General features: G+C 63.1%; 18 protein-coding genes and 1 pseudogene. 11 read left to right on the forward strand and 8 right to left on the reverse strand.

From position 1 onward, the window contains the following. Nucleotides 1–161 precede the first annotated feature (161 nt). A complete protein-coding gene (locus APH30_RS08145) occupies nucleotides 162–1481 on the forward strand; it encodes an MFS transporter (protein ID WP_009683086.1) in 1320 nt (439 codons plus the stop codon). A 164-nt stretch (nucleotides 1482–1645) separates the two neighbouring features. Here the strand turns inward: APH30_RS08145 and APH30_RS08150 are convergent. Then, nucleotides 1646–1936, reverse strand: a pseudogene (locus tag APH30_RS08150) (hypothetical protein); the annotation flags it as partial. Nucleotides 1937–2209: 273 nt separating this feature from the next. Here APH30_RS08150 and APH30_RS08155 point away from each other — a divergent pair. Together APH30_RS08155 and APH30_RS08160 are read left to right on the forward strand one after the other, a co-directional pair. Continuing rightward, nucleotides 2210–2575: a hypothetical protein gene (locus tag APH30_RS08155; protein ID WP_054912190.1), complete on the forward strand. Its 366-nt coding sequence runs from the start codon at nucleotides 2210–2212 to the stop codon at nucleotides 2573–2575. A 117-nt stretch (nucleotides 2576–2692) separates the two neighbouring features. Then, on the forward strand, nucleotides 2693–3298 hold the full coding sequence (locus tag APH30_RS08160) for a flavin reductase family protein (protein WP_009683089.1): 606 nt from the start codon (nucleotides 2693–2695) through the stop codon (nucleotides 3296–3298). Here APH30_RS08160 and APH30_RS08165 read toward each other — a convergent pair whose 3' ends face one another. Together APH30_RS08165 and APH30_RS08170 are read right to left on the reverse strand one after the other, a co-directional pair. Further along, complete coding sequence (locus APH30_RS08165) at nucleotides 3299–3556, reverse strand: hypothetical protein (protein WP_009683090.1); 258 nt, start codon at nucleotides 3554–3556, stop codon at nucleotides 3299–3301. 60 nt (nucleotides 3557–3616) lie between these two features. Continuing rightward, nucleotides 3617–3910 (reverse strand): putative quinol monooxygenase, encoded by a 294-nt coding sequence (locus APH30_RS08170; RefSeq protein ID WP_054905633.1) that lies wholly within the window; start codon nucleotides 3908–3910, stop codon nucleotides 3617–3619. 201 nt (nucleotides 3911–4111) lie between these two features. Between APH30_RS08170 and APH30_RS08175 the strand changes: the two genes are divergently transcribed. After that, nucleotides 4112–5032, forward strand: coding sequence for an AraC family transcriptional regulator (locus tag APH30_RS08175; protein WP_029884879.1), 921 nt, complete (start codon nucleotides 4112–4114; stop codon nucleotides 5030–5032). A gap of 331 nt (nucleotides 5033–5363) precedes the next feature. On the opposite strand, the gene APH30_RS08180 is transcribed toward APH30_RS08175, so the two are convergent. After that, the gene (locus tag APH30_RS08180; protein ID WP_054912191.1) at nucleotides 5364–7001 is read right to left on the reverse strand and encodes a 5-guanidino-2-oxopentanoate decarboxylase; all 1638 of its coding nucleotides are present in this window, start codon (nucleotides 6999–7001) and stop codon (nucleotides 5364–5366) included. A 114-nt stretch (nucleotides 7002–7115) separates the two neighbouring features. Here APH30_RS08180 and APH30_RS08185 point away from each other — a divergent pair, with 114 nt between their 5' ends. Beyond that, on the forward strand, nucleotides 7116–7991 hold the full coding sequence (locus tag APH30_RS08185; RefSeq protein ID WP_054912192.1) for a LysR substrate-binding domain-containing protein: 876 nt from the start codon (nucleotides 7116–7118) through the stop codon (nucleotides 7989–7991). 98 nt (nucleotides 7992–8089) lie between these two features. Here APH30_RS08185 and APH30_RS08190 read toward each other — a convergent pair whose 3' ends face one another. Next, nucleotides 8090–8704, reverse strand: a complete 615-nt coding sequence (locus APH30_RS08190) for an NAD(P)-dependent oxidoreductase (RefSeq protein WP_054912193.1) — start codon at nucleotides 8702–8704, stop codon at nucleotides 8090–8092. A gap of 27 nt (nucleotides 8705–8731) precedes the next feature. Beyond that, nucleotides 8732–9607: an MBL fold metallo-hydrolase gene (locus APH30_RS08195; protein ID WP_054912194.1), complete on the reverse strand. Its 876-nt coding sequence runs from the start codon at nucleotides 9605–9607 to the stop codon at nucleotides 8732–8734. A gap of 103 nt (nucleotides 9608–9710) precedes the next feature. Here APH30_RS08195 and APH30_RS08200 point away from each other — a divergent pair, with 103 nt between their 5' ends. Next, nucleotides 9711–10625, forward strand: a complete 915-nt coding sequence (locus APH30_RS08200) for a LysR family transcriptional regulator (protein WP_054912195.1) — start codon at nucleotides 9711–9713, stop codon at nucleotides 10623–10625. A gap of 265 nt (nucleotides 10626–10890) precedes the next feature. On the opposite strand, the gene APH30_RS08205 is transcribed toward APH30_RS08200, so the two are convergent. Continuing rightward, nucleotides 10891–11760 (reverse strand): oxaloacetate decarboxylase, encoded by an 870-nt coding sequence (locus APH30_RS08205; protein ID WP_009685607.1) that lies wholly within the window; start codon nucleotides 11758–11760, stop codon nucleotides 10891–10893. A gap of 438 nt (nucleotides 11761–12198) precedes the next feature. On the opposite strand from APH30_RS08205, the gene APH30_RS08210 reads away from it, so the two are divergent. Continuing rightward, nucleotides 12199–13650 (forward strand): MDR family MFS transporter, encoded by a 1452-nt coding sequence (locus APH30_RS08210; protein ID WP_054912196.1) that lies wholly within the window; start codon nucleotides 12199–12201, stop codon nucleotides 13648–13650. Nucleotides 13651–13755: 105 nt separating this feature from the next. Here the strand turns inward: APH30_RS08210 and ttgR are convergent, their stop codons facing one another. Further along, complete coding sequence (ttgR, locus tag APH30_RS08215) at nucleotides 13756–14388, reverse strand: efflux transport transcriptional regulator TtgR (RefSeq protein ID WP_054912197.1); 633 nt, start codon at nucleotides 14386–14388, stop codon at nucleotides 13756–13758. A gap of 259 nt (nucleotides 14389–14647) precedes the next feature. Between ttgR and ttgA the strand changes: the two genes are divergently transcribed. The 4 genes from ttgA to APH30_RS08235 all read left to right on the forward strand — a co-directional run. Continuing rightward, nucleotides 14648–15802, forward strand: coding sequence for a toluene efflux RND transporter periplasmic adaptor subunit TtgA (gene ttgA, locus APH30_RS08220; protein ID WP_009685610.1), 1155 nt, complete (start codon nucleotides 14648–14650; stop codon nucleotides 15800–15802). A 3-nt stretch (nucleotides 15803–15805) separates the two neighbouring features. Next, nucleotides 15806–18958: a multidrug efflux RND transporter permease subunit TtgB gene (gene ttgB, locus APH30_RS08225; protein WP_029887533.1), complete on the forward strand. Its 3153-nt coding sequence runs from the start codon at nucleotides 15806–15808 to the stop codon at nucleotides 18956–18958. Beyond that, nucleotides 18955–20409 (forward strand): AdeC/AdeK/OprM family multidrug efflux complex outer membrane factor, encoded by a 1455-nt coding sequence (locus APH30_RS08230; RefSeq protein ID WP_054912198.1) that lies wholly within the window; start codon nucleotides 18955–18957, stop codon nucleotides 20407–20409. The genes ttgB and APH30_RS08230 overlap by 4 nt, the downstream gene beginning before the upstream one ends. 198 nt (nucleotides 20410–20607) lie before the next feature. Beyond that, on the forward strand, nucleotides 20608–21764 hold a 1157-nt coding region (locus tag APH30_RS08235), incomplete at its 3' end, for an OprD family porin (RefSeq protein WP_054912199.1).

Genomic DNA, 21764 nt, shown 5'->3' on the forward strand with positions numbered 1-21764 from the left:
TTTCAGCGCCCGGCTCGCAGGCGCGCGGCCGGCGAAATGCCCGCAAAGCGGCCTATTGCCCCGGTTTGGGTCGGCCCGCCCCGGTTTGGCACACCTTCTGCAAATGCTCGTGTCAGCTGCGCCCAGGCGCGCTCCACAACAACAACGAGAAGGTATCCCTGATGGATAACGCCACCTCCCTGCCCGCTGGGGCGGCCGCTGCGCCTGCCGCAGAAAAAACTACCGCCAGCCGCCTGAAGTCGATCTTCAGCGGGTCCATCGGCAACATGGTCGAATGGTACGACTGGTACGTCTACGCCGCATTCTCGCTGTATTTCGCCAAGGCCTTCTTCCCGGCCGGCGACTCCACTGCACAACTGCTCAACACCGCCGCGATTTTCGCCGTTGGCTTTTTGATGCGCCCGATCGGCGGGTGGCTGATGGGCCTTTACGCCGACCGCAAAGGCCGCAAGGCCGCCCTGATGGCCTCGGTACTGCTGATGTGCGCCGGCTCGCTGGTCATCGCCCTGACGCCTGGCTATGAAACCATCGGCTTCGCCGCACCGGTCCTGCTGGTCATCGCCCGCCTGATGCAGGGCCTGTCGGTGGGTGGCGAATACGGCACCTCGGCAACCTACCTCAGCGAAATGGCCAGCAAGGACCGCCGCGGCTTCTTCTCCAGCTTCCAGTACGTGACCCTCATCTCCGGCCAGCTCATCGCCCTGGCAGTGCTGATCGTCCTGCAACAGACCCTGACCACCGAGCAGCTGTATGCCTGGGGCTGGCGCGTCCCCTTCGTGATCGGTGCGCTGTGCGCCGTGGTCGCGCTGTACCTGCGCCGTGGCATGGAAGAAACCGCCTCGTTCACCAAGAAGGAAAAAGCCAAGGAAAGCCTGATGCGCACCCTGCTGCGCCACCCCAAGGAACTGATGACCGTGGTTGGCCTGACCATGGGCGGTACCCTGGCCTTCTACACCTACACCACCTACATGCAGAAGTACCTGGTCAATACCGTGGGCATGAGCATCAGCGACTCGACCACGATCTCGGCCGCCACGTTGTTCCTGTTCATGTGCCTGCAGCCTGTGATCGGCGGTCTGTCCGACAAGATCGGCCGGCGCCCGATCCTGATCGCCTTCGGTGTACTGGGCACCCTGTTCACCGTGCCGATCCTCAGCACCCTGCATACCATCCAGACCTGGTGGGGGGCGTTCTTCCTGATCATGGCAGCGCTGATCATCGTCAGTGGCTACACCTCGATCAACGCGGTGGTCAAAGCTGAACTGTTCCCGACCGAAATCCGCGCCCTTGGCGTGGGCCTGCCCTACGCACTGACCGTTTCGATCTTCGGCGGCACCGCGGAGTACGTGGCGCTGTGGTTCAAGAGCGCGGGCATGGAAAGCGGCTTCTATTGGTACGTCACTGCCTGTATCGCCTGCTCGCTGCTGGTGTACGCGACGATGAAGGACACCAAACAGCACTCACGTATCACCACCGAGTGACCCGGTAAGGCCGTTCTGCAAGGGCGCCCAACGTGCAGGGCGCCTTTTTTATGCCCCCTAATGCCCCATGAGCCGATTAGCTGAGCTATTCGGCTCATGGGATGGGTATGAAAGGCCGTTTACTGGGCAAGCGTGAAAGCATTGACCCGTTACCGCATCAACATTCAGGACATTTCCAGCGCCTGACGCGGTTCACGACGCTGGTACCAGCTGGCCATCAGTACCAGTACCAGCAGCACGCCACCCAGCACGGCCGATGAACCGACCGTGCCGAAGTCCAGCCCGCCCTTCACATGAGGTTTGATCAGGAAGTCGCCCAGAGCGGTACCCAAGGTCAGCGGCAGGATGCCGATCAGCAGGGCCGTACCGGTGGCATAGACCATGCCCAGGGTAGGGTCCATGAAGTCGGACATCGTGGTGCCGACGGTGCTGGTGGACTGAAAAATAGGTAGGTAAGCGATGAAAAAACGTTCATCGGTGATCTGCATCAGGTGTTCTTCTTAATCCCCTATTAATTGCCACCCTTCAGCCTTCACGGGCTGACTGATGAAGGGTGCATGCACCAACCCGTGCCCGGCCAGGCAAACGCCTATACGACGGTTACAGCACCCTGAAAGATCGAATAAGTCGATTATTTAGTGCGTATATTTGCGCTTTTTAATCAGCATATTGGGCATAATATTTAAGTCACGGAAACAAACAACCCACAAACCCCTGGAGCAATGACCATGAAAAACAAACTGATCCTCACCCTGGCCCTATCGGTTTTCGCCACTGGCGCCTTTGCCGAAGATGGTTTCGACCGGACCAATGCCCACACCTTTGCCGCAGCCCAGACCCAGTCGGCCAGCTACGCTGAAGACGGCTTCGATCGCACCGGCGGCCAACGCTTCGCCGAAGACGGCTTCGACCGCACCGGCGGCCAACGCTTCGCCGAAGACGGCTTCGACCGCACCGGCGGCCAACGCTTTGCTGAAGACGGCTTTGATCGCACCGGTGGCCAACGCTTCGCCGAAGACGGCTTCGACCGCACTGGCGGCCAACGCTTTGCTGAAGACGGCTTCGACCGCACCAACGCCAACCGCATCAGCTGATCCCTGCTGCGAGCGCCCAGCCCGGCTTTTGCCGGGCTTGATCATTTGCAGGCAAGCAAAGGCTTGGCACACTAGGCTTCTTGTCTACCAGGAGGTAGGGCCAGTAAGCCCAGCACAATGTATTACTACGAACCCGCCAAAGGCCACGGCCTGCCCCACGACCCCTTCAACGCCATCGTCGGCCCTCGTCCCATCGGCTGGATCTCTTCGCAAGACCGCGAGGGACGCTTGAACCTGGCGCCCTACAGCTTCTTCAATGCCTTCAACTACATCCCGCCGATCATCGGTTTCTGCAGTGTCGGGCGCAAAGACAGCCTGAACAATATCGAGCAGACCGGTGAATTCGTCTGGAACCTGGCCACGCGATCGCTGGCCGAGCAGATGAACCAGAGCTGTGCGCCGGTGGCTGCCGAGGTCAGTGAATTCGAGTTGAGCGGCCTCACCGCCACACCGTCAAGCCTGGTCAAGGTGCCGCGCGTGGGCGAAACCCCAGTCGCGTTCGAGTGCAAGGTCAGCCAGATCGTCCAGCTCAAGCGGGCCGACCAGGCGCTGGTGCCCAGCTGGCTGATTCTTGGGGAAGTGGTGGCTGTGCACATTGCCGACCACCTGCTGAAGAACGGCATCTACGATACCGCGGCAGCCGAACCTATCTTGCGCGGTGGTGGCCCGGCGGACTATTTCGAGCTGGGCAACCTGTTCAAGATGGCCCGCCCGCCGGCCTGATCACCAGACCAGCTCACCCTCAGCGCTAACGCCTTGCAGGCGCTGCAGTTCGGCCGTGGCCGCTTCGTCGGCGGCCACGGCGCCCTTGAACACCTGGCCGTCGAGCACCTTGTGAAAACGCGGCGCGCCGCCCATACCCAGGGCTTTGACTGCGATGGCCGCGTGATAGCCACCACCTTCGGCCGGCACCATCGCCGACACCGCTTCGAACTGCGGGAATTCCCTACGTGCCATGTTGCTCTCTGCCTGCTTGATCATGGCCCGGCATGTTAACCCAAACCCCAGCTAGCGCGCGCCCTGTGGGAGGGGGCCATGCCATCAGTCGAATGTATGCAAGTCCAGGCTGCTGACCACCTGCGCCTGTACCAGCTCACCAAACACCTCCAGCGTGGGCGACGCAAAATAGCCGCTCATCGCCTGTTGGTCCTGCCAACTGCCGCTGAGCAGCCACAGGTCAGCGTCGGCCTGCGAACGCTGTACGCTGAAACTCAGGCAACCCGGCGCACGCAGCGACGGCTCGAGCAGGTCACGCAGGCGCGCGCCAAGCTCCGCCGAGCGCCCGCTGCTGGCACGAATGAACGCAAGATGGGTGACCGGTTGTTTTAGGGCCATTGCACAATCTCCTTGAAGCAAGCGGACGAAAAAGCCAGGCTGCCAAGGTTAGGGGTTCGGCCGCACGACACGTTAGGCCATTACTGCTCGCCGCTTGCCTGATCCTGCGGCGCGGCAGGATCAGGCAAGCGACGTGCAGCTTTCGACTAGCGTCGGCCGTTGCCCAAACCTATGCTGCGACCGTCAGCAGAGGAAAGCATCATGACCATCGCCACGCCCACCGACCCGACCCTGGAACTGCAGCGCCTGGAGCTGGCCGAGCTGATTACCCGCCACGCCGGCGAGCCCCACGGCCCGGCGTCGGCCATCGCGGATCTGTACCTGGTGCGCTACACCGAGAATGTGCGCTCGGTCCCCACCCTGGCGCAACCGGCCTTGTGCATCCTTGCACAAGGCAGCAAAAGCCTGTTTCTGGGTGACGAGCAGTATGCCTACGATCCACTGCACTACATGGTGGTTTCGGTCACCCTGCCGTTGAGCGGCGTGCGGCTCGATGCCAGCCCCGAGCACCCCAGCCTGGGTTTGCGCATGGACCTGGACCCGGCCGAGATCAGCCAGTTGATCGCCGAAAGCGGCCCGATGCTGGTGCCCAACAAGCCATCGGGCCGTGGCCTGTACGTGGATAAAACCGATGCGGCGTTGCTCGACGCCCTGTTGCGGTTGCTGCGCCTGCTGGATAGCCCACGCGACATCTCCATGCTGGCGCCACTGGTCCGCCGTGAGATCCTCTACCGCCTGTTGCGTGGGCCGCAGGGTTATCGGCTGTACGAAATCGCCTTGGCGAACAGCCAGACCCACCGGGTTTGCCAGGCCATCGCCTGGCTAAACAACCACTACCAACAGCCACTGCGTATCGAGGACCTGGCCCGTGAGGTCAACCTCAGCACCTCGACCTTGCACCACCGCTTCAAGGCGGTTACCTCGATGAGCCCGCTGCAGTACCAGAAGCAACTGCGCCTGCAGGAGGCACGGCGGTTGATGCTCAACGACGGGCTCGAGGCGGCGGTGGCGGCCTACCGGGTGGGCTATGAAAGCCCTTCGCAGTTCAGCCGCGAGTACAGCCGGCTGTACGGCGCGCCGCCCATTCGGGATGTGGCTCGGTTGCGGGCCAATGCTGGCTGAAGTTCAGGGTGGCTGTACCGGCCCCATCGCTGGCAAGCCAGCTCCCACAGGGATCGCGTCAGGGCTGTCGATGGTTGTCACAAGTTATGCAGCGCCTGTGAAACCGAGCGCCGCGCGGGCGGCGCTCGATCTCACAGGCGCTGAAGATGCTGGGCTACCATTGCCAGAAACCATAGAATCTCCCACAGGTATGCGCAGGTCCCATGGCCTGTGGTGATCTTGGACTGCCCCCAAGAAATTGGATTGGTGTCCAACTTCTTGGGGGCAGTCCACCCTGTGGGAGCTGGCTTGCCAGCGATAGGGCCGGCACCAGCAACCCAAGACTCAAGGTTCAACCGACAACCGCGCCCTGCCACTGGTGCTGGTCTACCTGGATCAATGTCGGCCCCTTGCGCTCCACCGCCTGCCCCAGCGCCGCCTGCAATTGCGCCACATCCGCCACGCTCTGCGCTGCGGCCCCCAACGCCCGCGCCACGCCGATGAAGTCTGGGGTATGGATATCCACCCCGACCGGCTCGATCGCCCGGTTGAGCATGTACTTCTTGATCTCTTCGTAGCCCTGGTTATTCCACAGCAGCACGATCAACGGCACCTGCGCCTCCACGGCACTGGCCAACTCCGGCAGCGTGAATTGCAGGCCGCCATCGCCAATCAGGCACACCACTGGCGCCCGCTCAGCAGCGTGCTCGGCACTGCCCAACCAGGCACCCATGGCCGCCGGCAAGGCATAGCCCAGGGTGCCGTAGCCCGTCGAGGCGTTGAACCAGCGGCGCGGCTGGTCCATGTCCAAGGTCAGGTTGCCGGTGTAGACCGGCTGGGTAGAATCGCCCACCAGCACAACACCGGGCAGGCGCTGCACGATGGCCGTCAACAAGCGTGTCTGGCTCAGGGTCGGCTGGTCCCAGCCGGTTGCCAAGGCTTCCCGCAGCCTGGTCACGCGAGCCCGCCCCCAGTTGCGGTCGTGTACCCCCTGCGGCTGCGCCTGCAAGGCCGCCAGCAGCGCTTCGGTAGCCAGTTCGGCATCGGCCACCAGTGCCAGTTCCGGCAGGTAGTTGCGCACGGTCTGGTCCGGGTCGATGTCGATGCGCAGCAGGCTCCCCGGGATGTCGAAACCGCCTTTGAAGGTCACGTCATAATCGGTTTCGGCCAGTTCGGTACCGATCGCCAGCACCACGTCGGCCTCGGCCACCAGCGCCCGCGTAGCCGGTAGCGACTGGGTCGAGCCAATCTGCAGCGGGTGGCTGGATGGCAGCAAGCCCTTGGCATTGATGGTCAGGGCTACCGGTGCCTGCAGGTGCTCGGCCAGGCGGGCCAGCGCAGCACCTGCTGCCAAGGCACCCCCACCGGCGAGGATCAATGGCCGCCGCGCGCTGGCCAGGCGTTCAGCCATCTGCGCCACGGCCAGCGGTGCAGCCCCTGCACGGTTACCCCGTACCGGGCGGCCCGGCAACAGTTGGTCGGCGGGCTGAACCAGCACATCCAGCGGGATCTCGATATGCACTGGGCGCGGCCGGGCGCTGTCGAATACCGCGAAGGCCCGCGCCAATACCTGTGGCAGGTCGGCTGCATTCATCAGGGTGTGCGAAAACGCCGCGACACCCGCCACCAGCGCCGCCTGGTCAGGCAACTCGTGCAGCTTGCCACGGCCACCGCCCAACTGGTCACGCGACTGCACGCTGGAGATCACCAGCATCGGAATCGAATCGGCATAGGCCTGGCCCATGGCGGTGGCGATGTTGGTCATGCCCGGGCCGGTAATGATGAAGCACACCCCAGGCTTGCCGCGGGTGCGCGCATAGCCGTCAGCCATGAACCCGGCGCCCTGCTCGTGGCGCGGGGTGATATGGCGAATGGACGAGCCCGCCAGGCCTCGGTACAGCTCCACCGTATGCACGCCGGGGATGCCGAAGACATGGTCCACGCCATAGCCTTCAAGGAGTTTGACCAGCACTTCGCCGCAGGTTGCCATCGGGGTTCACCATCGATCTTGTTGGGTTATGCGCTTATTGGACCCAAGCCACGGCTATCGCCACAATGCAAAAAAACACATACTAGCCATGTCCTGAAGTCATGGCTTATTGCGATGAAACGCCTCCCGCCCTTACCCGCCTTGCATACCTTCCTGATCACCGCCCAGTGCTGCAATTTCACCCGCGCCGGGCAGCAGTTGCACATCACCCAGGGCGCCGTCAGCCGGCAGATCGCCGCCCTTGAGCAGCACTTGGGTTATGCCCTGTTCCAGCGCCAGGCCCGCGGTTTGAGCCTGACCCGTGAAGGCCAGGACTGGCTGCCACGGGTGCAACAGGTGTTTTCGCTGATCGAACAAGGGCTGCGTGAGGTGGGAGAGCACAGCACGACCCTGCAGTTGAAGGCCCCCACGTGCGTGATGCGCTGGCTGCTGCCGCGCCTGATGGAGTGGCAGGCACTGCGCCCGGATGTACCGGTGGAACTGACCACGACCGTTCAGCATGGCGTGGATTTGCGCCGCGAGGGCTTTGATGCCGCGGTGGTCTATGGCGAGGCACCGAGCCACGGGCTGCAGGTGCGCAAGCTGTTCGATGAGCAACTGACGCCGGTGTGCGCACCGTCTTTGCGTGAGGGGCCGCTGCCCTTGCAGCAGGTTGAAGACCTGGCGCGGCACATGTTGCTGCACCCCTCGCGGGATGAGCATGATTGGCGATTATGGCTGCAGGCGGCTGGGGTAACGCTGGCTGCGCAGGGGCCGAAGCAGCACTTCGAAACGCTGGACATGGCCATGGCCATGGCGTCGCAGGGGACAGGCGTGGCTATCGGTGATTGGTCGCTGATTGGCGATGACTTGCGCGGCGGGCGGCTTTGCATGCCGTTTGCGCTGAAGGTGCAGACCGGTAAAGGCTACTACCTGGTTAGCCAGGCCAGGAACCTGCCGGCGGGGTTGCTGGAGTTGCTGGACTGGCTGGAGGGCCAGGCCAGCTTGTGAAGGCCTGTTCGCGGGCTCGCCCGCTCCCACAGGTGACGCACAGGATTTGAAACCTGTGCACTACCAGTGGGAGCGGGCGAGCCCGCGAAGCAGGCGACTCAATACCCGACCGTGAACCGCTGCCGCGAATGCTGCGGTTTCTCCAGCTCATCCAGCATCGCAATCGCATAGTCGGCAAAGGTGATCCAGCTCTTGCCATCCGCACCGATCAGCAGATGGTCCTTGCCCAGCGTGTAGTGCCCGCTGCGCTCGCCTTCAACAAACTCCGCCGAGGGTGAGAGGAAGGTCCAATCCAGGTCCTGCTCGCCCTGCAACGCCTCCAGAAAACGCACACCGCCCGTGGCCTCGGCCTTGTAGGCCTCCGGGAAATCAGGGCTGTCGATCACCCGCTGCCCCGACGGCAGCAACAGGCTGGCGGCGCCGCCATCCACCAGCAGGCGCTTGACCCCGGCACGCTTGACCGGCTCGATGATCGCCTGCGGCTCGATGGTGGAGAAGTGCGCTGCACTCAGTACTGCGTCCACACCTGTCACCGCTGCTTCCAGGGCTGTGCCGTCCTTGACATCCAGCGCCTTGATGGTCACCCCGTCACGCCCCTGCAGCTGCGACGGGTCGCGGGCAATCGCCACCACGTTATGGCCACGGCGCAGGGCCTCTTCCAGCAACTGGCTGCCAGCACGACCGGTGGCGCCGATGATTGCAATCTTGCTCATGTCATACGCTCCATCAATTGAACGGGATTACCACTTCATTTCGCCCTTGGCGACCTTGGCCCCCAGCTCCAGCGAGCTTTCATCGGCCAGGCCCGGGTAACGCTGCTTCATCGCCTTGATCAGCGCGCCGGCATCTTTCGCCTTGGCGGCCTCGCTGTCGAAATCGCGAATGTAGTTGGCCGTGAAACGCACGGCCTCCAACGAACGGCTGCTATCGCCCAGGTAGTGGCCCGGGACGACCGTGCGCGGCGCCAGCGCTTCGATGCGCGCCAGGGTGCTCAGCCAGTCGGCGTGGGACTTGGGCGTTTGCGTATCCGCCATCCACACATGAATGTGTTCGGCTACCACGACACCGCCGACCACGGCCTTGATCGAAGGGATCCAGACGAAACTGCGGTCAGGCTGGGGGCCGTCCAGGCCGACCACTTCCAGGGCTTGCCCCTCCAGGGTCAGGCGGTCGCCTTCGAGCACCTGAGGCAGCACCAGCCGCGCCGGTTTGTCGGCGCCCATCTGCGGCCCCCAGTAGGCCAGCTTGGCCTCCATGGTCTGGCGGATGTGCGCAACGGTGGCAGCCGAAGCCAGCACCTTGGCGTCGGGGAACGCCTGGGTAAGGGTATCCAGGCCAAAGTAGTAATCCGGGTCACCGTGGCTGATGTAGATGCTGGTCAGGTGCTTGCCACCCGCCCGCAGGCGTTGCACCAGTTGCTCGGCCTGGGCCTTGCCGAACTGGGCATCGACCAGCACCGCATCGTGCTCGCCACTGACGATTACCGAGCTCACCGGGAAAATAGCGTCGTGGCCGGGATTGTAGACTTCCAGGTGCAAAGGCTCGGCGGCCATGGCCGGACCAGCGAGGGTGACGCAGGCCAGCAAAAGGCCACGCAGTGGGGTGAACAGGGACATTGGGTAAGCCTTCCGCTAGATCGATGACCCACAGCTTAGTTGCCCGATCCGTAACAAAAAATGCGATGCTTGGACATAGTTTGTTTCTGAAAGCGAGCAAGTCATGGACCGTCTGAACGCCATGCGCGTCTTTGTCACCGTTGTCGACCTGGGCAGCCAGTCAGCGGCGGCGGATCACCTGCAACTGTCACGTCCGGTCGTGTCGCGTTACCTGGCCGAGCTGGAAGACTGGGTAGGGGCACGCCTGATGCAACGCACCACACGCAAGCTCAGCCTGACGGCCGCCGGCCAGGAAACCCTGCCCCGTTGCCGGCAATTGCTGGACCTGGCAGGTGACCTGCAGGCCGCAGTACAACAACCGGACGATGCCCCCAAGGGGGCATTGCGCATCAGCGTCAGCACCTCGTTCGGCCAGGCCCAACTGGTGGATGCCATCGCGGCTTATGTGCAGCGTTATCCCGGTGTGAAGGTTGAACTGCAGATGCTCGACCGCACCGTCAACCTGGTGGACGAGCGCATCGACCTGGCCATCCGCACCAGCAACGACCTGGACCCCAACCTGATTGCCAGGCGGCTGAGCGTGTGCCGGTCGGTGGTCTGTGCGGCACCCGCCTATCTGCACGAGCATGGCACCCCGCAACAGGTCGAGGAACTGAGCCGGCACAACTGCCTGACCCATGCCTACTTCGGCCATAGCCTGTGGCACTTCGACGTGGCCGGCCAGCAGGTGAGCGTGCCGGTGGCCGGCAACATCAGCGCCAATGAGGCAATGACCTTGCAGAAGGCGGCACTGGCTGGGGCCGGCATCGCCATGTTGCCGACCTACCAGGCCGCCGACGCCCTGCGCAAAGGTGAACTGGTGCGGCTGCTGGCACACGCCAGGCCGCGCGAGCTGAACCTGAATGCGGTGTACACCTCGCGCAAGCACATGCCGGCCACCTTGCGCAGCATGCTGGATTTTCTGGTGGAGCGGTTCAAGGACGACCCAGAGTGGGACCGCGATCTGTCATGGGCATGATGGCATCGCCGGCCAGCCTGCATGGACTATGCTCCTTGGTATCACCTATCGCTGTACCAGGAGGTGAACACCATGGGCATCAAATCAAGAAGAGTCGCCCTTGTCATGGCCCTGAGCGCAGTAGCAGCACTGTACGGCTCGGCCTGCTGGCGCGCCGAACTGCTACGCAGCCAGCCCAGCGCCGCCGCCAGGTGCGAGCAGGCACACTGCGTGCCTCACACTGCCACCTTGAGCGCCGTCCGTTGAGTTGACGGCGCCCTGCCGGTCACTCCTCGACGCTCATGTACTCCTTGGCCCAGCGGATGTAGTCCTCGGGCTGGGTGTAGGTGTGCGAGAGTTCGGTAGCACTGAGGTTGTCCGACTTGTTCTGCTTGCCGCGCTGCAGCCGCAAGCAGTCGTAGGTGGCTTTGATTGCAGCAAAGTACGCCGCGTGGCCATCGACGGCAATGCGCACGCCCAGGCGCGCCAGGCGCTCGTCGTCATGCAGGTTCGGGTTGCCATAGGTGACCAGCATCAGCGGCACGGTCAGGTGCTCGGCGATCTTTTCGAGCTGCTCGAAGTCCTTTACGCCCACCATGCAGATGCCATCGGCACCGGCCTTCTGGTAGCTCTGGGTACGCACGATGATTTCTTCGGTGGTGAGCACGCCAGCATTGGTACGGGCGATGATCGACAACGACGAATCGACCCGGGCCTCCAATGCCGCCCGGATCTTGCCAACGCCCTCATCAACCGGGATCAGGTCGGTGGACTTGCGCCCGAACTGGGCTGGCAGCAGGGTGTCCTCGATGGTCAGGGCAGCCACCCCGGCGCGCTCCAGCTCGATCACCGTGCGCATCACGTTCAGTGCGTTGCCATAGCCATGGTCGGCGTCGGCCAGCACCGGCAACTGCGCCACGCGGCCAATCCGGGTGGCCTGCTCGACGAACTCACTGAGGGTGATCAACGCAAAGTCCGGCGCAGCCAGCACCTGCAACGAGGCGACCGAGCCGCCGAGGATACCGACCTCGAACCCCAGGTCAGCCGCAATGCGTGCCGACATCGGATCGAACACCGAGGCGGTGTGGTAACAGGAACCTGAAGCGAGCAGCTCGCGGAAGGCAAAACGCAGATCTTGATGGGAAGCCTTGGGCATGATCACTCCGCAATTATGTGCAAATTTTGAACGGTAACTACCGACCCCTGCAATCGGGTCTACCTGACCTGTTCCAACCGTCGCCATGTGGGCGGTCATGCTCGGCATGCAGGCAGAGGAATAAAAGGTGTGGGAGACAGGGGCCCGTGAAACCTCCGGCATAATGTTGCACCAAGCTGGTGCAACCCGCGGCATTCGGCCCCTGTGGCATACCAACGATATCACGCGGCCATGCTGCACTGGATGAATACGCCAATGCCGATTCGGCATAGGGGATGCAGTTAGTACATAGGAAGCTACCTAACTCGGGTTACAATTCGAGGGCCTGTTCGCGGGCACGCCCGCTCCCACAGATACGGCTCATGCTCGAGCCTGATCTTTACCTGTGGGCGCGGCCATGCCCGCGAAGATGCCAAAACCGATAACCAAGGTACCCCCGTGACCGCCGCCCTGCCCCCCACCACCCTGCGCAACGTGCTCACCGCCCTGATGCTGGCGATCTTTCTCGGCGCCCTGGACCAGACCATTGTCGCCGTCTCGCTGCCAGCCATCTCGGCCCAGTTCAACGACGTCGGCCTGCTGGCCTGGGTCATTTCCGGCTACATGGTCGCCATGACCATTGCCGTGCCCATCTACGGCAAACTGGGCGACCTGTATGGCCGACGGCGCATGATCCTGACCGGCATCAGCCTGTTCACCCTGGCCTCGATCGCCTGCGCGCTGGCCCAGGACATGCAGCAACTGGTGCTGGCCCGGGTACTGCAAGGTATCGGCGCAGGTGGCATGGTCTCGGTCAGCCAGGCGATCATCGGTGACTTCGTGCCGCCCCGCGAGCGTGGCCGTTATCAGGGCTACTTCAGCAGCATGTATGCCGTGGCCAGTGTCGCCGGGCCCGTGCTGGGCGGTTGGTTGACCGAATACCTGTCATGGCGCGGCGTGTTCTGGATCAACCTGCCGCTGGGGCTGCTGGCCTTGTGGTCGATTCAGCGAGCCTTGGCGGGCATGCCGGTACAACGCCGCCAGGCCCAGGTCGACTACCTTGGCGCTGTACTGTTGATTCTCGGCCTGGGCAGCCTGCTGCTGGGCATCACCCTGGTCGGCCAGGGCCATGGCTGGGGCCACCCGGCCGTGCTGGCATTGTTCGCCTGCGCCGTGCTGGGCCTGGGCTTGTTCATTGCCCACGAAAGCCGCTGCGCGGAACCGTTGCTGCCACTTGGCCTGTTCGGCAATCGGGTAGCCGTGCTGTGTTGGGGGGTGATCTTCTTCGCCAGCTTCCAGTCCATTTCCCTGACCATGCTCATGCCCTTGCGCTACCAAGGCATCACCGGTGCAGGGGCCGACAGCGCCGCCCTGCATCTACTCCCGCTGGTGATGGGGCTGCCCATGGGGGCGTTCACCGGTGGGCGCATGACCAGCCTCACCGGGCGCTACAAACCGCAGATCCTTGCCGGCGCAATATTGATGCCGCTGGCCATCGTCGGCATGGCCTTCACCTCGCCGCAGTCGGCGTTGCCCAGCGCACTGTTCATGCTGTTGACCGGGATAGCCTGTGGCCTGCAGTTCCCGACCTCGCTGGTAGCCACGCAAAGCGCGGTGGCCAGCCAGGACATCGGCGTCGCCACCAGCACCACCAACCTGTTCCGCTCGCTGGGCGGGGCCATGGGCGTGGCATGCATGTCCAGCCTGTTGCTGGCACTGCTGCACCAGGGCGGTTTCGAATTGCTCGGTAACCCGTTGCTGGGGAGCTTGAAGGCAGGCGAGGTGGACGTGGCCACCCAAGGGCGGTTGCTGCAGACATTCCGCCAGCTGTTGCTGGGCAGCGCGGTGGTCGCGGTGCTAGGGCTGATCGCGGCGGTGGCGTTACCGGACCGGCAACTGCGCGGCCGTTGAGCACCTGGCCATGGTGCAGGCACGGTGCCTGGCTGAGGGAACGCAATGCATTAATCGTCCCTTAATACAAAGCGGAAACACTCCCTCACAATCCTTAACAAAGAGTCATTTGCGCAGCGCCGGGCTCAAGCGCAGCATATCCAGCCCGGTGTCGACCCATTTGTCGACATCCGCCAACAGGTCAATGCTGTCCGGCAACAACAGCCAGCGCCCGATCAGGCCATCGACATAGGCAAACAGGGCCACCGCCGCGCGCTCGACATCCAGCTCGCCCGGCAACTGGCCCCGGCGCACGGCATTGGCCAGGGCCAGGGTAATGCCCCTGTGGCAATCCAGCACTGCGGCCTGGCGCTGCTGGCGAATCTCACACATGTCATCGGTGAACTCGCACTTGTGATGCAGGATCTCATTGATACGCCGGGTTCGGGCATCGAGCACCAGCTCGTTGAACACTTGCAACAGCAGCTTGCGCATGCAGCCCAGCGGGTCGACTTCGTCCTCGCTTTCGCTCGCGCGCGCCAAATGGTCATGGGTTTCATGCAGGCTGTCGAGCAACGCCTGCACCAGTTCGGCCTTGTTGTTGAAGTGCCAGTAGATCGCCCCGCGGGTCACCCCCGCCAACTCGGCGATGTCGGCCAGCGTGGTTCGCGCAACCCCGCGCTTGTAGAAGGCCTTTTCCGCTGCCTCGATGATCTGGGCGCGGGTTTCCTGGGCTTCCTCTTTGGTTCGACGGACCATGGCAGTACAACCTCATCGGGCCCGAACGCGCGCTGCGCACGGGGGGACATTTCGCGGGCACCTCTGCAGGGCGCCTCGCGGCGGGGCTAATCACGGGCTGTGGCGGTACCTGGGTACAACCAAGCGGTATTTACAAACAACCATGAATGTAAGTATATTCCTTAGCAAGCTATTTATCTACCGGATAGCAAATTTCTCCAGATCTCGACTCTTCCATTATTCTTGAGCGTCTACCTGCTCCTGCGACCCGAGGATCCTCATGCAATTCAAGCCAGCCGTTACCGCTCTGGTTTCCGCCGTCGCCCTGGCAACACTGCTCAGTGGCTGTAAGAAAGAAGAAGCAGCGCCAGCGGCGCAGGCTCCTCAGGTCGGCGTCGTAACCATCCAGCCACAACCTTTCACCCTGACCTCGGAATTGCCGGGGCGCACCAGTGCCTACCGCATTGCCGAAGTGCGCCCGCAGGTCAATGGCATCATTCTCAAGCGCCTGTTCAAGGAAGGCAGCGACGTCAAGGAAGGCCAGCAGCTCTACCAGATCGACCCTGCCGTGTACGAGGCAGCGCTAGGTAACGCCCAGGCCAACCTGCAAGCTACCCGCTCGCTGGCCGAGCGTTACAAGCAACTGATCGACGAGCAGGCCGTGTCGAAGCAGGAATACGACGACGCCAATGCCAAACGGTTGCAGGCAGAAGCATCGCTGAAAAGTGCACAGATCGACCTGCGCTACACCAAGGTGCTGGCCCCGATCAGCGGGCGTATCGGCCGCTCAGCGGTCACCGAAGGTGCGCTGGTGAACAACGGCCAGACCAACGCCATGGCCACCATCCAGCAACTCGACCCGATCTACGTCGACGTTACCCAGTCCACTGCCGAGCTGCTCAAGCTGCGCCGCGACCTGGAAAGCGGCCAGTTGCAGAAGGCTGGCGACAACGCCGCCTCGGTACAGCTGGTGCTCGAAGACGGCAGCCTGTTCAAGCAGGAAGGCCGCTTGGAGTTCTCGGAAGTTGCAGTCGACGAGACCACCGGCTCGGTGACCCTGCGTGCGCTGTTCCCCAACCCAGACCACACCCTGCTGCCCGGTATGTTCGTGCATGCGCGGTTGAAGGCTGGGGTCAACGCCAACGCCATTCTGGCCCCGCAACAGGGCGTTACCCGCGACCTGAAAGGTGCGCCAACCGCGCTGGTGGTGAACAAGGACAACAAGGTCGAACTGCGTCAGCTCAAGGCCAACCGAACCCTGGGCAGCGACTGGCTGATCGAAGAAGGCCTCAACCCGGGTGACCGCCTGATCACCGAAGGCCTGCAGTACGTGCGCCCTGGCGTCGAGGTCAAGGTCAGCGAAGCCACCAACGTCAAGAAGCCGGGCAGCCCTGATCAGGCCAACGCGGCGAAAGCAGACGCCAAAGCGGAGTAAACCATGTCGAAGTTCTTTATCGATCGCCCGATCTTCGCCTGGGTGATCGCCTTGGTGATCATGCTGGTCGGGGCCTTGTCGATCCTGAAGCTGCCGATCAACCAGTACCCCAGCATCGCGCCGCCGGCCATCGCCATCGCCGTGACCTACCCGGGCGCTTCGGCGCAGACCGTGCAGGACACCGTGGTCCAGGTGATCGAGCAGCAGCTCAACGGTATCGACAACCTGCGTTATGTGTCGTCGGAAAGCAACTCCGACGGCAGCATGACCATTACCGCCACCTTCGAGCAAGGCACCAACCCCGACACCGCGCAGGTGCAGGTGCAGAACAAGCTGAACCTGGCCACCCCGCTGCTGCCGCAGGAAGTGCAGCAGCAAGGTATCCGTGTTACCAAAGCAGTGAAGAACTTCCTGATGGTGATCGGCCTGGTGTCCGAAGACGGCAGCATGACCAAGGACGACCTGGCCAACTACATCGTCTCCAACATGCAGGACCCGATCTCGCGTACTGCCGGTGTGGGCGACTTCCAGGTGTTCGGTGCACAGTACGCCATGCGCATCTGGCTCGACCCGGCCAAGCTGAACAAGTTTCAGCTGACCCCGGTCGACGTCAAGAATGCCGTGGCTGCGCAGAACGTGCAGGTGTCCTCCGGCCAGCTTGGCGGCCTGCCGGCCATGCCGGGTACCCAGCTGAACGCGACCATCATCGGCAAGACCCGCCTGCAGACCGCCGAGCAGTTCGAGAAGATCCTGCTCAAGGTCAACAACGACGGTTCCCAGGTGCGCCTGGGGGATGTCGCCGAGGTTGGCCTGGGCGGTGAAAACTATGCCATCAGCGCCCAGTTCAACGGCAAGCCGGCCTCCGGTCTGGCCGTGAAACTGGCAACCGGGGCCAACGCCCTGGACACGGCCAAGGCGCTGCGCCAGACCATCAGCGACCTGGAACCCTTCTTCCCGCCTGGGGTGAAAGCGGTATTCCCGTATGACACCACGCCGGTGGTCACCGAGTCGATCAGTGGCGTAATCCATACGCTGATCGAAGCCGTGGTGCTGGTGTTCCTGGTGATGTACCTGTTCCTGCAGAACTTCCGCGCCACCATCATCACCACCATGACCGTGCCGGTGGTGTTGCTGGGTACCTTCGGCATCCTTGCCGCTGCGGGTTTCAGCATCAACACCCTGACCATGTTCGCCATGGTGCTGGCCATCGGTTTGCTGGTGGACGACGCCATCGTCGTGGTGGAGAACGTCGAGCGGGTCATGTCCGAAGACGGCCTGCCGCCCAAGGAGGCGACCAAGCGCTCCATGGAGCAGATCCAGGGGGCCCTGGTGGGTATCGCCCTGGTGCTGTCGGCGGTTCTGCTGCCCATGGCGTTCTTCAGTGGCTCCACCGGCGTAATCTACCGGCAGTTCTCCATCACCATCGTTTCGGCCATGGGGCTGTCGGTGCTGGTGGCGCTGATCTTCACCCCTGCCCTGTGCGCGACCATGCTCAAGCCGCTGAAAAAGGGCGAGCACCACACCGCCAAAGGTGGCTTCTTCGGCTGGTTCAACCGCAACTTCGACCGCAGCGTCAACGGCTACGAGCGCAGCGTGGGCGCCATCCTGCGCAACAAGGTGCCGTTCCTGCTGGCCTATGCACTGATCGTGGTTGGCATGATCTGGCTGTTCGCCCGCATCCCTACCGCGTTCCTGCCCGAGGAAGACCAGGGCGTGCTGTTCGCCCAGGTGCAGACCCCGGCTGGCTCCAGTGCCGAGCGCACCCAGGTGGTGGTCGACCAGATGCGTGAATACCTGCTCAAGGATGAAGCCGACACCGTGTCGTCGGTATTCACCGTCAACGGCTTCAACTTCGCCGGCCGTGGGCAAAGCTCGGGCATGGCATTCATCATGCTCAAGCCATGGGGTGAACGGTCCCAGGAAAACAGCGTGTTCGCCTTGGCCCAACGCGCCCAGCAGCACTTCTTCACCTTCCGCGATGCCATGGTGTTCGCGTTTGCCCCACCGGCGGTGCTGGAACTGGGTAACGCCACCGGTTTCGACGTGTTCCTGCAGGACCGCGGCGGTGTCGGCCATGCCAAGCTGATGGAAGCGCGCAACGAGTTCCTGGCCAAGGCGTCGCAGAGCAAAGTGCTCAGTGGCGTACGCCCGAACGGCCTGAACGACGAGCCGCAGTACCAGCTGACCATCGATGACGAGCGTGCCAGCGCCCTGGGCGTGACCATTGCCGACATCAACAACACCCTGTCCATCGCCTTGGGTGCTAGCTACGTCAACGACTTCATCGACCGTGGCCGGGTCAAGAAGGTGTACATCCAGGGCGAAGCCAACGCGCGGATGAGCCCTGAAGACCTGCAGAAGTGGTACGTGCGCAATGGCGCTGGCGAGATGGTGCCGTTCTCCTCCTTCGCCAAGGGTGAGTGGAGCTACGGTTCGCCCAAGCTGTCGCGTTACAACGGTGTGGAGGCCATGGAGATTCTCGGTGCCCCGGCGCCTGGCTACAGCACCGGTGAAGCCATGGCCGAGGTCGAGCGCATTGCCGGCGAACTGCCTAGCGGTGTGGGCTTCTCCTGGACCGGCATGTCCTACGAGGAAAAACTCTCCGGCTCGCAGATGCCGGCACTGTTCGCCCTCTCGGTACTGTTCGTGTTCCTGTGCCTGGCAGCGCTGTATGAAAGCTGGTCGATTCCGATCGCCGTGGTGCTGGTGGTACCGCTGGGTATCATAGGTGCACTGATCGCCACCAGCCTGCGCGGCCTGTCCAACGACGTGTACTTCCTGGTCGGCCTATTGACCACCATCGGCCTGGCGGCGAAAAACGCCATTCTGATCGTCGAGTTCGCCAAGGAACTGCACGAGCAGGGTCGCAGCCTGTACGACGCCGCGATCGAAGCCTGCCGCATGCGTCTGCGCCCGATCATCATGACCTCGCTGGCATTCATCCTTGGCGTGGTACCGTTGACCATCGCCAGCGGCGCGGGCGCCGGCAGCCAGCACGCCATCGGCACCGGCGTGATCGGCGGCATGATCAGCGCGACCGTGCTGGCAATCTTCTGGGTACCGCTATTCTTCGTCGCAGTGTCGTCGCTGTTCGGCAGCAAAAAGCCGGAAAAAGACGCCACCCCTGAAACTCCACGTTATGAGGCTGGGCAATGACCAAGTCTTTGTTGTCCCTGGCGGTAACCGCTTTCATTCTGGGCGGCTGCTCGCTGATCCCTGACTACCAGACCCCGGAATCGCCGGTGGCTGCGCAGTGGCCGCAAGGCCCTGCATATTCCCCCACGCAGTCGGCAGACGTCGCCGCTGCCGAACAGGGCTGGCGCCAGTTCTTCCGTGACCCGGCACTGCAGCAGCTGATCCAGACTTCGCTGGTCAACAACCGCGACCTGCGTGTTGCCGCACTGAACCTCGACGCGTACCGCGCGCAGTATCGCATTCAGCGGGCCGACCTGTTCCCGGCGGTTTCCGCCAACGCCAGCGGTAGCCGCCAGCGGGTACCGGCGAACATGTCGCAAACCGGTGAGTCCAGCATCACCAGCCAATACTCGGCCACGCTGGGTGTCAGCGCCTATGAACTGGACCTGTTCGGCCGGGTCCGCAGCCTGACCGAGCAAGCCCTGGAAACCTACCTGTCCAGCGAACAGGCACGGCGGTCCACGCAAATTGCCCTGGTGGCCAGCGTGGCCAACGCCTACTACACCTGGCAGGCCGACCAGGCGCTGTTCAAGCTGACTGAAGAAACGCTGAAGACCTACGAGGAAAGCTACAACCTCACCCGTCGCAGCAATGAAGTGGGCGTGGCCTCGGCACTGGACTTGAGCCAGGCACGCACCGCCGTGGAAGGGGCCCGGGTCAAGTATTCGCAGTACCAGCGCCTGGTCGCCCAGGACGTCAACAGCCTGACCGTGCTGCTGGGCACCGGCATTCCTGCCAACCTGCCCAAGCCGCTGGAGCTCGACGCCGATCAACTGGCGGAAGTACCGGCCGGCTTGCCGTCCGACATCCTCCAGCGCCGCCCGGACATCCAGGAAGCCGAACACCTGCTCAAGGCCGCCAATGCCAATATCGGCGCCGCCCGCGCAGCGTTCTTCCCAAGCATCAGCCTGACGGCCAACGCCGGCAGCCTGAGCCCCGACATGGGCCACCTGTTCTCGGGCGGCCAGGGCACCTGGCTGTTCCAGCCGCAGATCAACCTGCCGATCTTCAACGCCGGCAGCCTGAAGGCCAGCCTGGACTACTCGAAAATCCAGAAGGACATCAACGTCGCCAAGTACGAAAAGACCATCCAGACGGCCTTCCAGGAAGTCTCCGATGGCCTGGCAGCGCGCAAGACCTTCGAAGAGCAATTGCAGGCGCAACGCGACCTGGTGCAAGCCAACCAGGACTACTATCGCCTGGCCGAGCGCCGCTACCGTATCGGTATCGACAGCAACCTGACCTTCCTCGACGCCCAGCGCAACCTGTTCAGTGCCCAGCAGGCACTGATCGGCGACCGCCTGTCGCAGCTGACCAGCGAGGTCAACCTGTACAAGGCGCTGGGCGGTGGCTGGTACGAGCGCACTGGCCAAGCCAACCAGCAAGCCGCGGTGGATACGCCCAAAGGCTGACCTGGCTCGGTACAGCACAAGGCCCACCCTGGCGGTGGGCCTTTTTCATGGCTGCTGCAAAATGTGTCAGTAATTAACCAACTGGAACATTCCGTTCGATTATCGCCCCCTTCCGTTTGCGACGAATTGCCTCACCCCCGCCTCACGCCGCACCATCCCCCCACGCAACGCCCCATAAAAACAAGAGATCCACGACAGATGAGCACTTCGCAAACCGCACGCCAGCTGCTGCCCGGCCTGTTGGCCATGTCCTGCGCCCTCCCCGTCTTCGCTGCCGACCAAGGCGGTTTCCTGGAAGACGCCAAGGCCACCCTCAACCTGCGCAACTTCTACATCAACCGTAACTTCGTTGACCCGGCCAACCCACAGGGCAAGGCCGAAGAATGGACGCAGAGCTTCATTCTGGATGCCCGCTCCGGCTTCACCCAAGGCACCATCGGTTTCGGCGTGGACGTGCTGGGCCTGTATTCGGTCAAGCTCGACGGTGGCAAAGGCACCACCAACACCCACCTGCTACCCGTGCACGACGATGGCCGCCCAGCCGATGATTTCGGCCGCCTGGGTGTGGCGTTGAAGGCCAAGCTTTCCGAAACCGAACTGAAGGTCGGGGAATGGATGCCGGTGCTGCCGATCCTGCGTTCGGACGACGGCCGTTCGCTGCCGCAAACCTTCCGCGGTGGCCAGCTGACCTCCAGGGAAATCGCCGGCCTGACCCTGTACGCCGGCCAGTTCCGCGGCAACAGCCCGCGCAACGATGCCAGCATGGAGGACATGTCGATGAACGGCAAAGGCGCGTTCACCTCCGACCGGTTCAACTTCGGTGGCGGCGAATACACCTTCAACGACAAACGCACCATGATTGGCCTGTGGGATGCCCAGCTCAAGGACATCTACCACCAACAATACCTGAACCTGACCCACAGCCAGCCGCTGGGCGACTGGACCTTGGGCGCAAACCTGGGCTACTTCATCGGCAAGGAAGACGGCGCCGAGCGCGCCGGTAAACTGGACAACCGTACCGCCTCGGCACTGCTCTCGGCGCGCTACCAGGGCCATACGTTCTACGTGGGCCTGCAAAAGGTCAGCGGCGACGATGCCTGGATGCGGGTCAATGGCACCAGCGGCGGGACCCTGGCCAACGACAGCTACAACTCCAGCTTCGACAATGCCAAGGAACGCTCCTGGCAGGTGCGCCATGACTTCAACTTCGCCACCGTTGGCGTTCCCGGCCTGACCCTGATGAACCGCTATATCAAGGGTGAGAACGTGACCGTCGGCAACGTTGATGATGGCAAGGAATGGGCCCGGGAGACCGAATTGGCGTACGTGATCCAATCGGGCAGTTTCAAGGACCT

Source organism: Pseudomonas sp. NBRC 111127, from assembly GCF_001320345.1.
Taxonomy (GTDB): domain Bacteria; phylum Pseudomonadota; class Gammaproteobacteria; order Pseudomonadales; family Pseudomonadaceae; genus Aquipseudomonas; species Aquipseudomonas juntendi.

What these genes read in the sequence shown, in the direction of transcription:
- APH30_RS08145 (WP_009683086.1), top strand. Translation starts at nt 162, where the DNA reads ATGGATAACGCCACCTCCCTGCCCGCTGGGGCGGCCGCTGCGCCTGCC.
- APH30_RS08155 (WP_054912190.1), top strand. Translation starts at nt 2,210, where the DNA reads ATGAAAAACAAACTGATCCTCACCCTGGCCCTATCGGTTTTCGCCACT.
- APH30_RS08160 (WP_009683089.1), top strand. Translation starts at nt 2,693, where the DNA reads ATGTATTACTACGAACCCGCCAAAGGCCACGGCCTGCCCCACGACCCC.
- APH30_RS08165 (WP_009683090.1), bottom strand. Translation starts at nt 3,556, where the DNA reads ATGATCAAGCAGGCAGAGAGCAACATGGCACGTAGGGAATTCCCGCAG.
- APH30_RS08170 (WP_054905633.1), bottom strand. Translation starts at nt 3,910, where the DNA reads ATGGCCCTAAAACAACCGGTCACCCATCTTGCGTTCATTCGTGCCAGC.
- APH30_RS08175 (WP_029884879.1), top strand. Translation starts at nt 4,112, where the DNA reads ATGACCATCGCCACGCCCACCGACCCGACCCTGGAACTGCAGCGCCTG.
- APH30_RS08180 (WP_054912191.1), bottom strand. Translation starts at nt 7,001, where the DNA reads ATGGCAACCTGCGGCGAAGTGCTGGTCAAACTCCTTGAAGGCTATGGC.
- APH30_RS08185 (WP_054912192.1), top strand. Translation starts at nt 7,116, where the DNA reads ATGAAACGCCTCCCGCCCTTACCCGCCTTGCATACCTTCCTGATCACC.
- APH30_RS08190 (WP_054912193.1), bottom strand. Translation starts at nt 8,704, where the DNA reads ATGAGCAAGATTGCAATCATCGGCGCCACCGGTCGTGCTGGCAGCCAG.
- APH30_RS08195 (WP_054912194.1), bottom strand. Translation starts at nt 9,607, where the DNA reads ATGTCCCTGTTCACCCCACTGCGTGGCCTTTTGCTGGCCTGCGTCACC.
- APH30_RS08200 (WP_054912195.1), top strand. Translation starts at nt 9,711, where the DNA reads ATGGACCGTCTGAACGCCATGCGCGTCTTTGTCACCGTTGTCGACCTG.
- APH30_RS08205 (WP_009685607.1), bottom strand. Translation starts at nt 11,760, where the DNA reads ATGCCCAAGGCTTCCCATCAAGATCTGCGTTTTGCCTTCCGCGAGCTG.
- ttgR (WP_054912197.1), bottom strand. Translation starts at nt 14,388, where the DNA reads ATGGTCCGTCGAACCAAAGAGGAAGCCCAGGAAACCCGCGCCCAGATC.
- ttgA (WP_009685610.1), top strand. Translation starts at nt 14,648, where the DNA reads ATGCAATTCAAGCCAGCCGTTACCGCTCTGGTTTCCGCCGTCGCCCTG.
- ttgB (WP_029887533.1), top strand. Translation starts at nt 15,806, where the DNA reads ATGTCGAAGTTCTTTATCGATCGCCCGATCTTCGCCTGGGTGATCGCC.
- APH30_RS08230 (WP_054912198.1), top strand. Translation starts at nt 18,955, where the DNA reads ATGACCAAGTCTTTGTTGTCCCTGGCGGTAACCGCTTTCATTCTGGGC.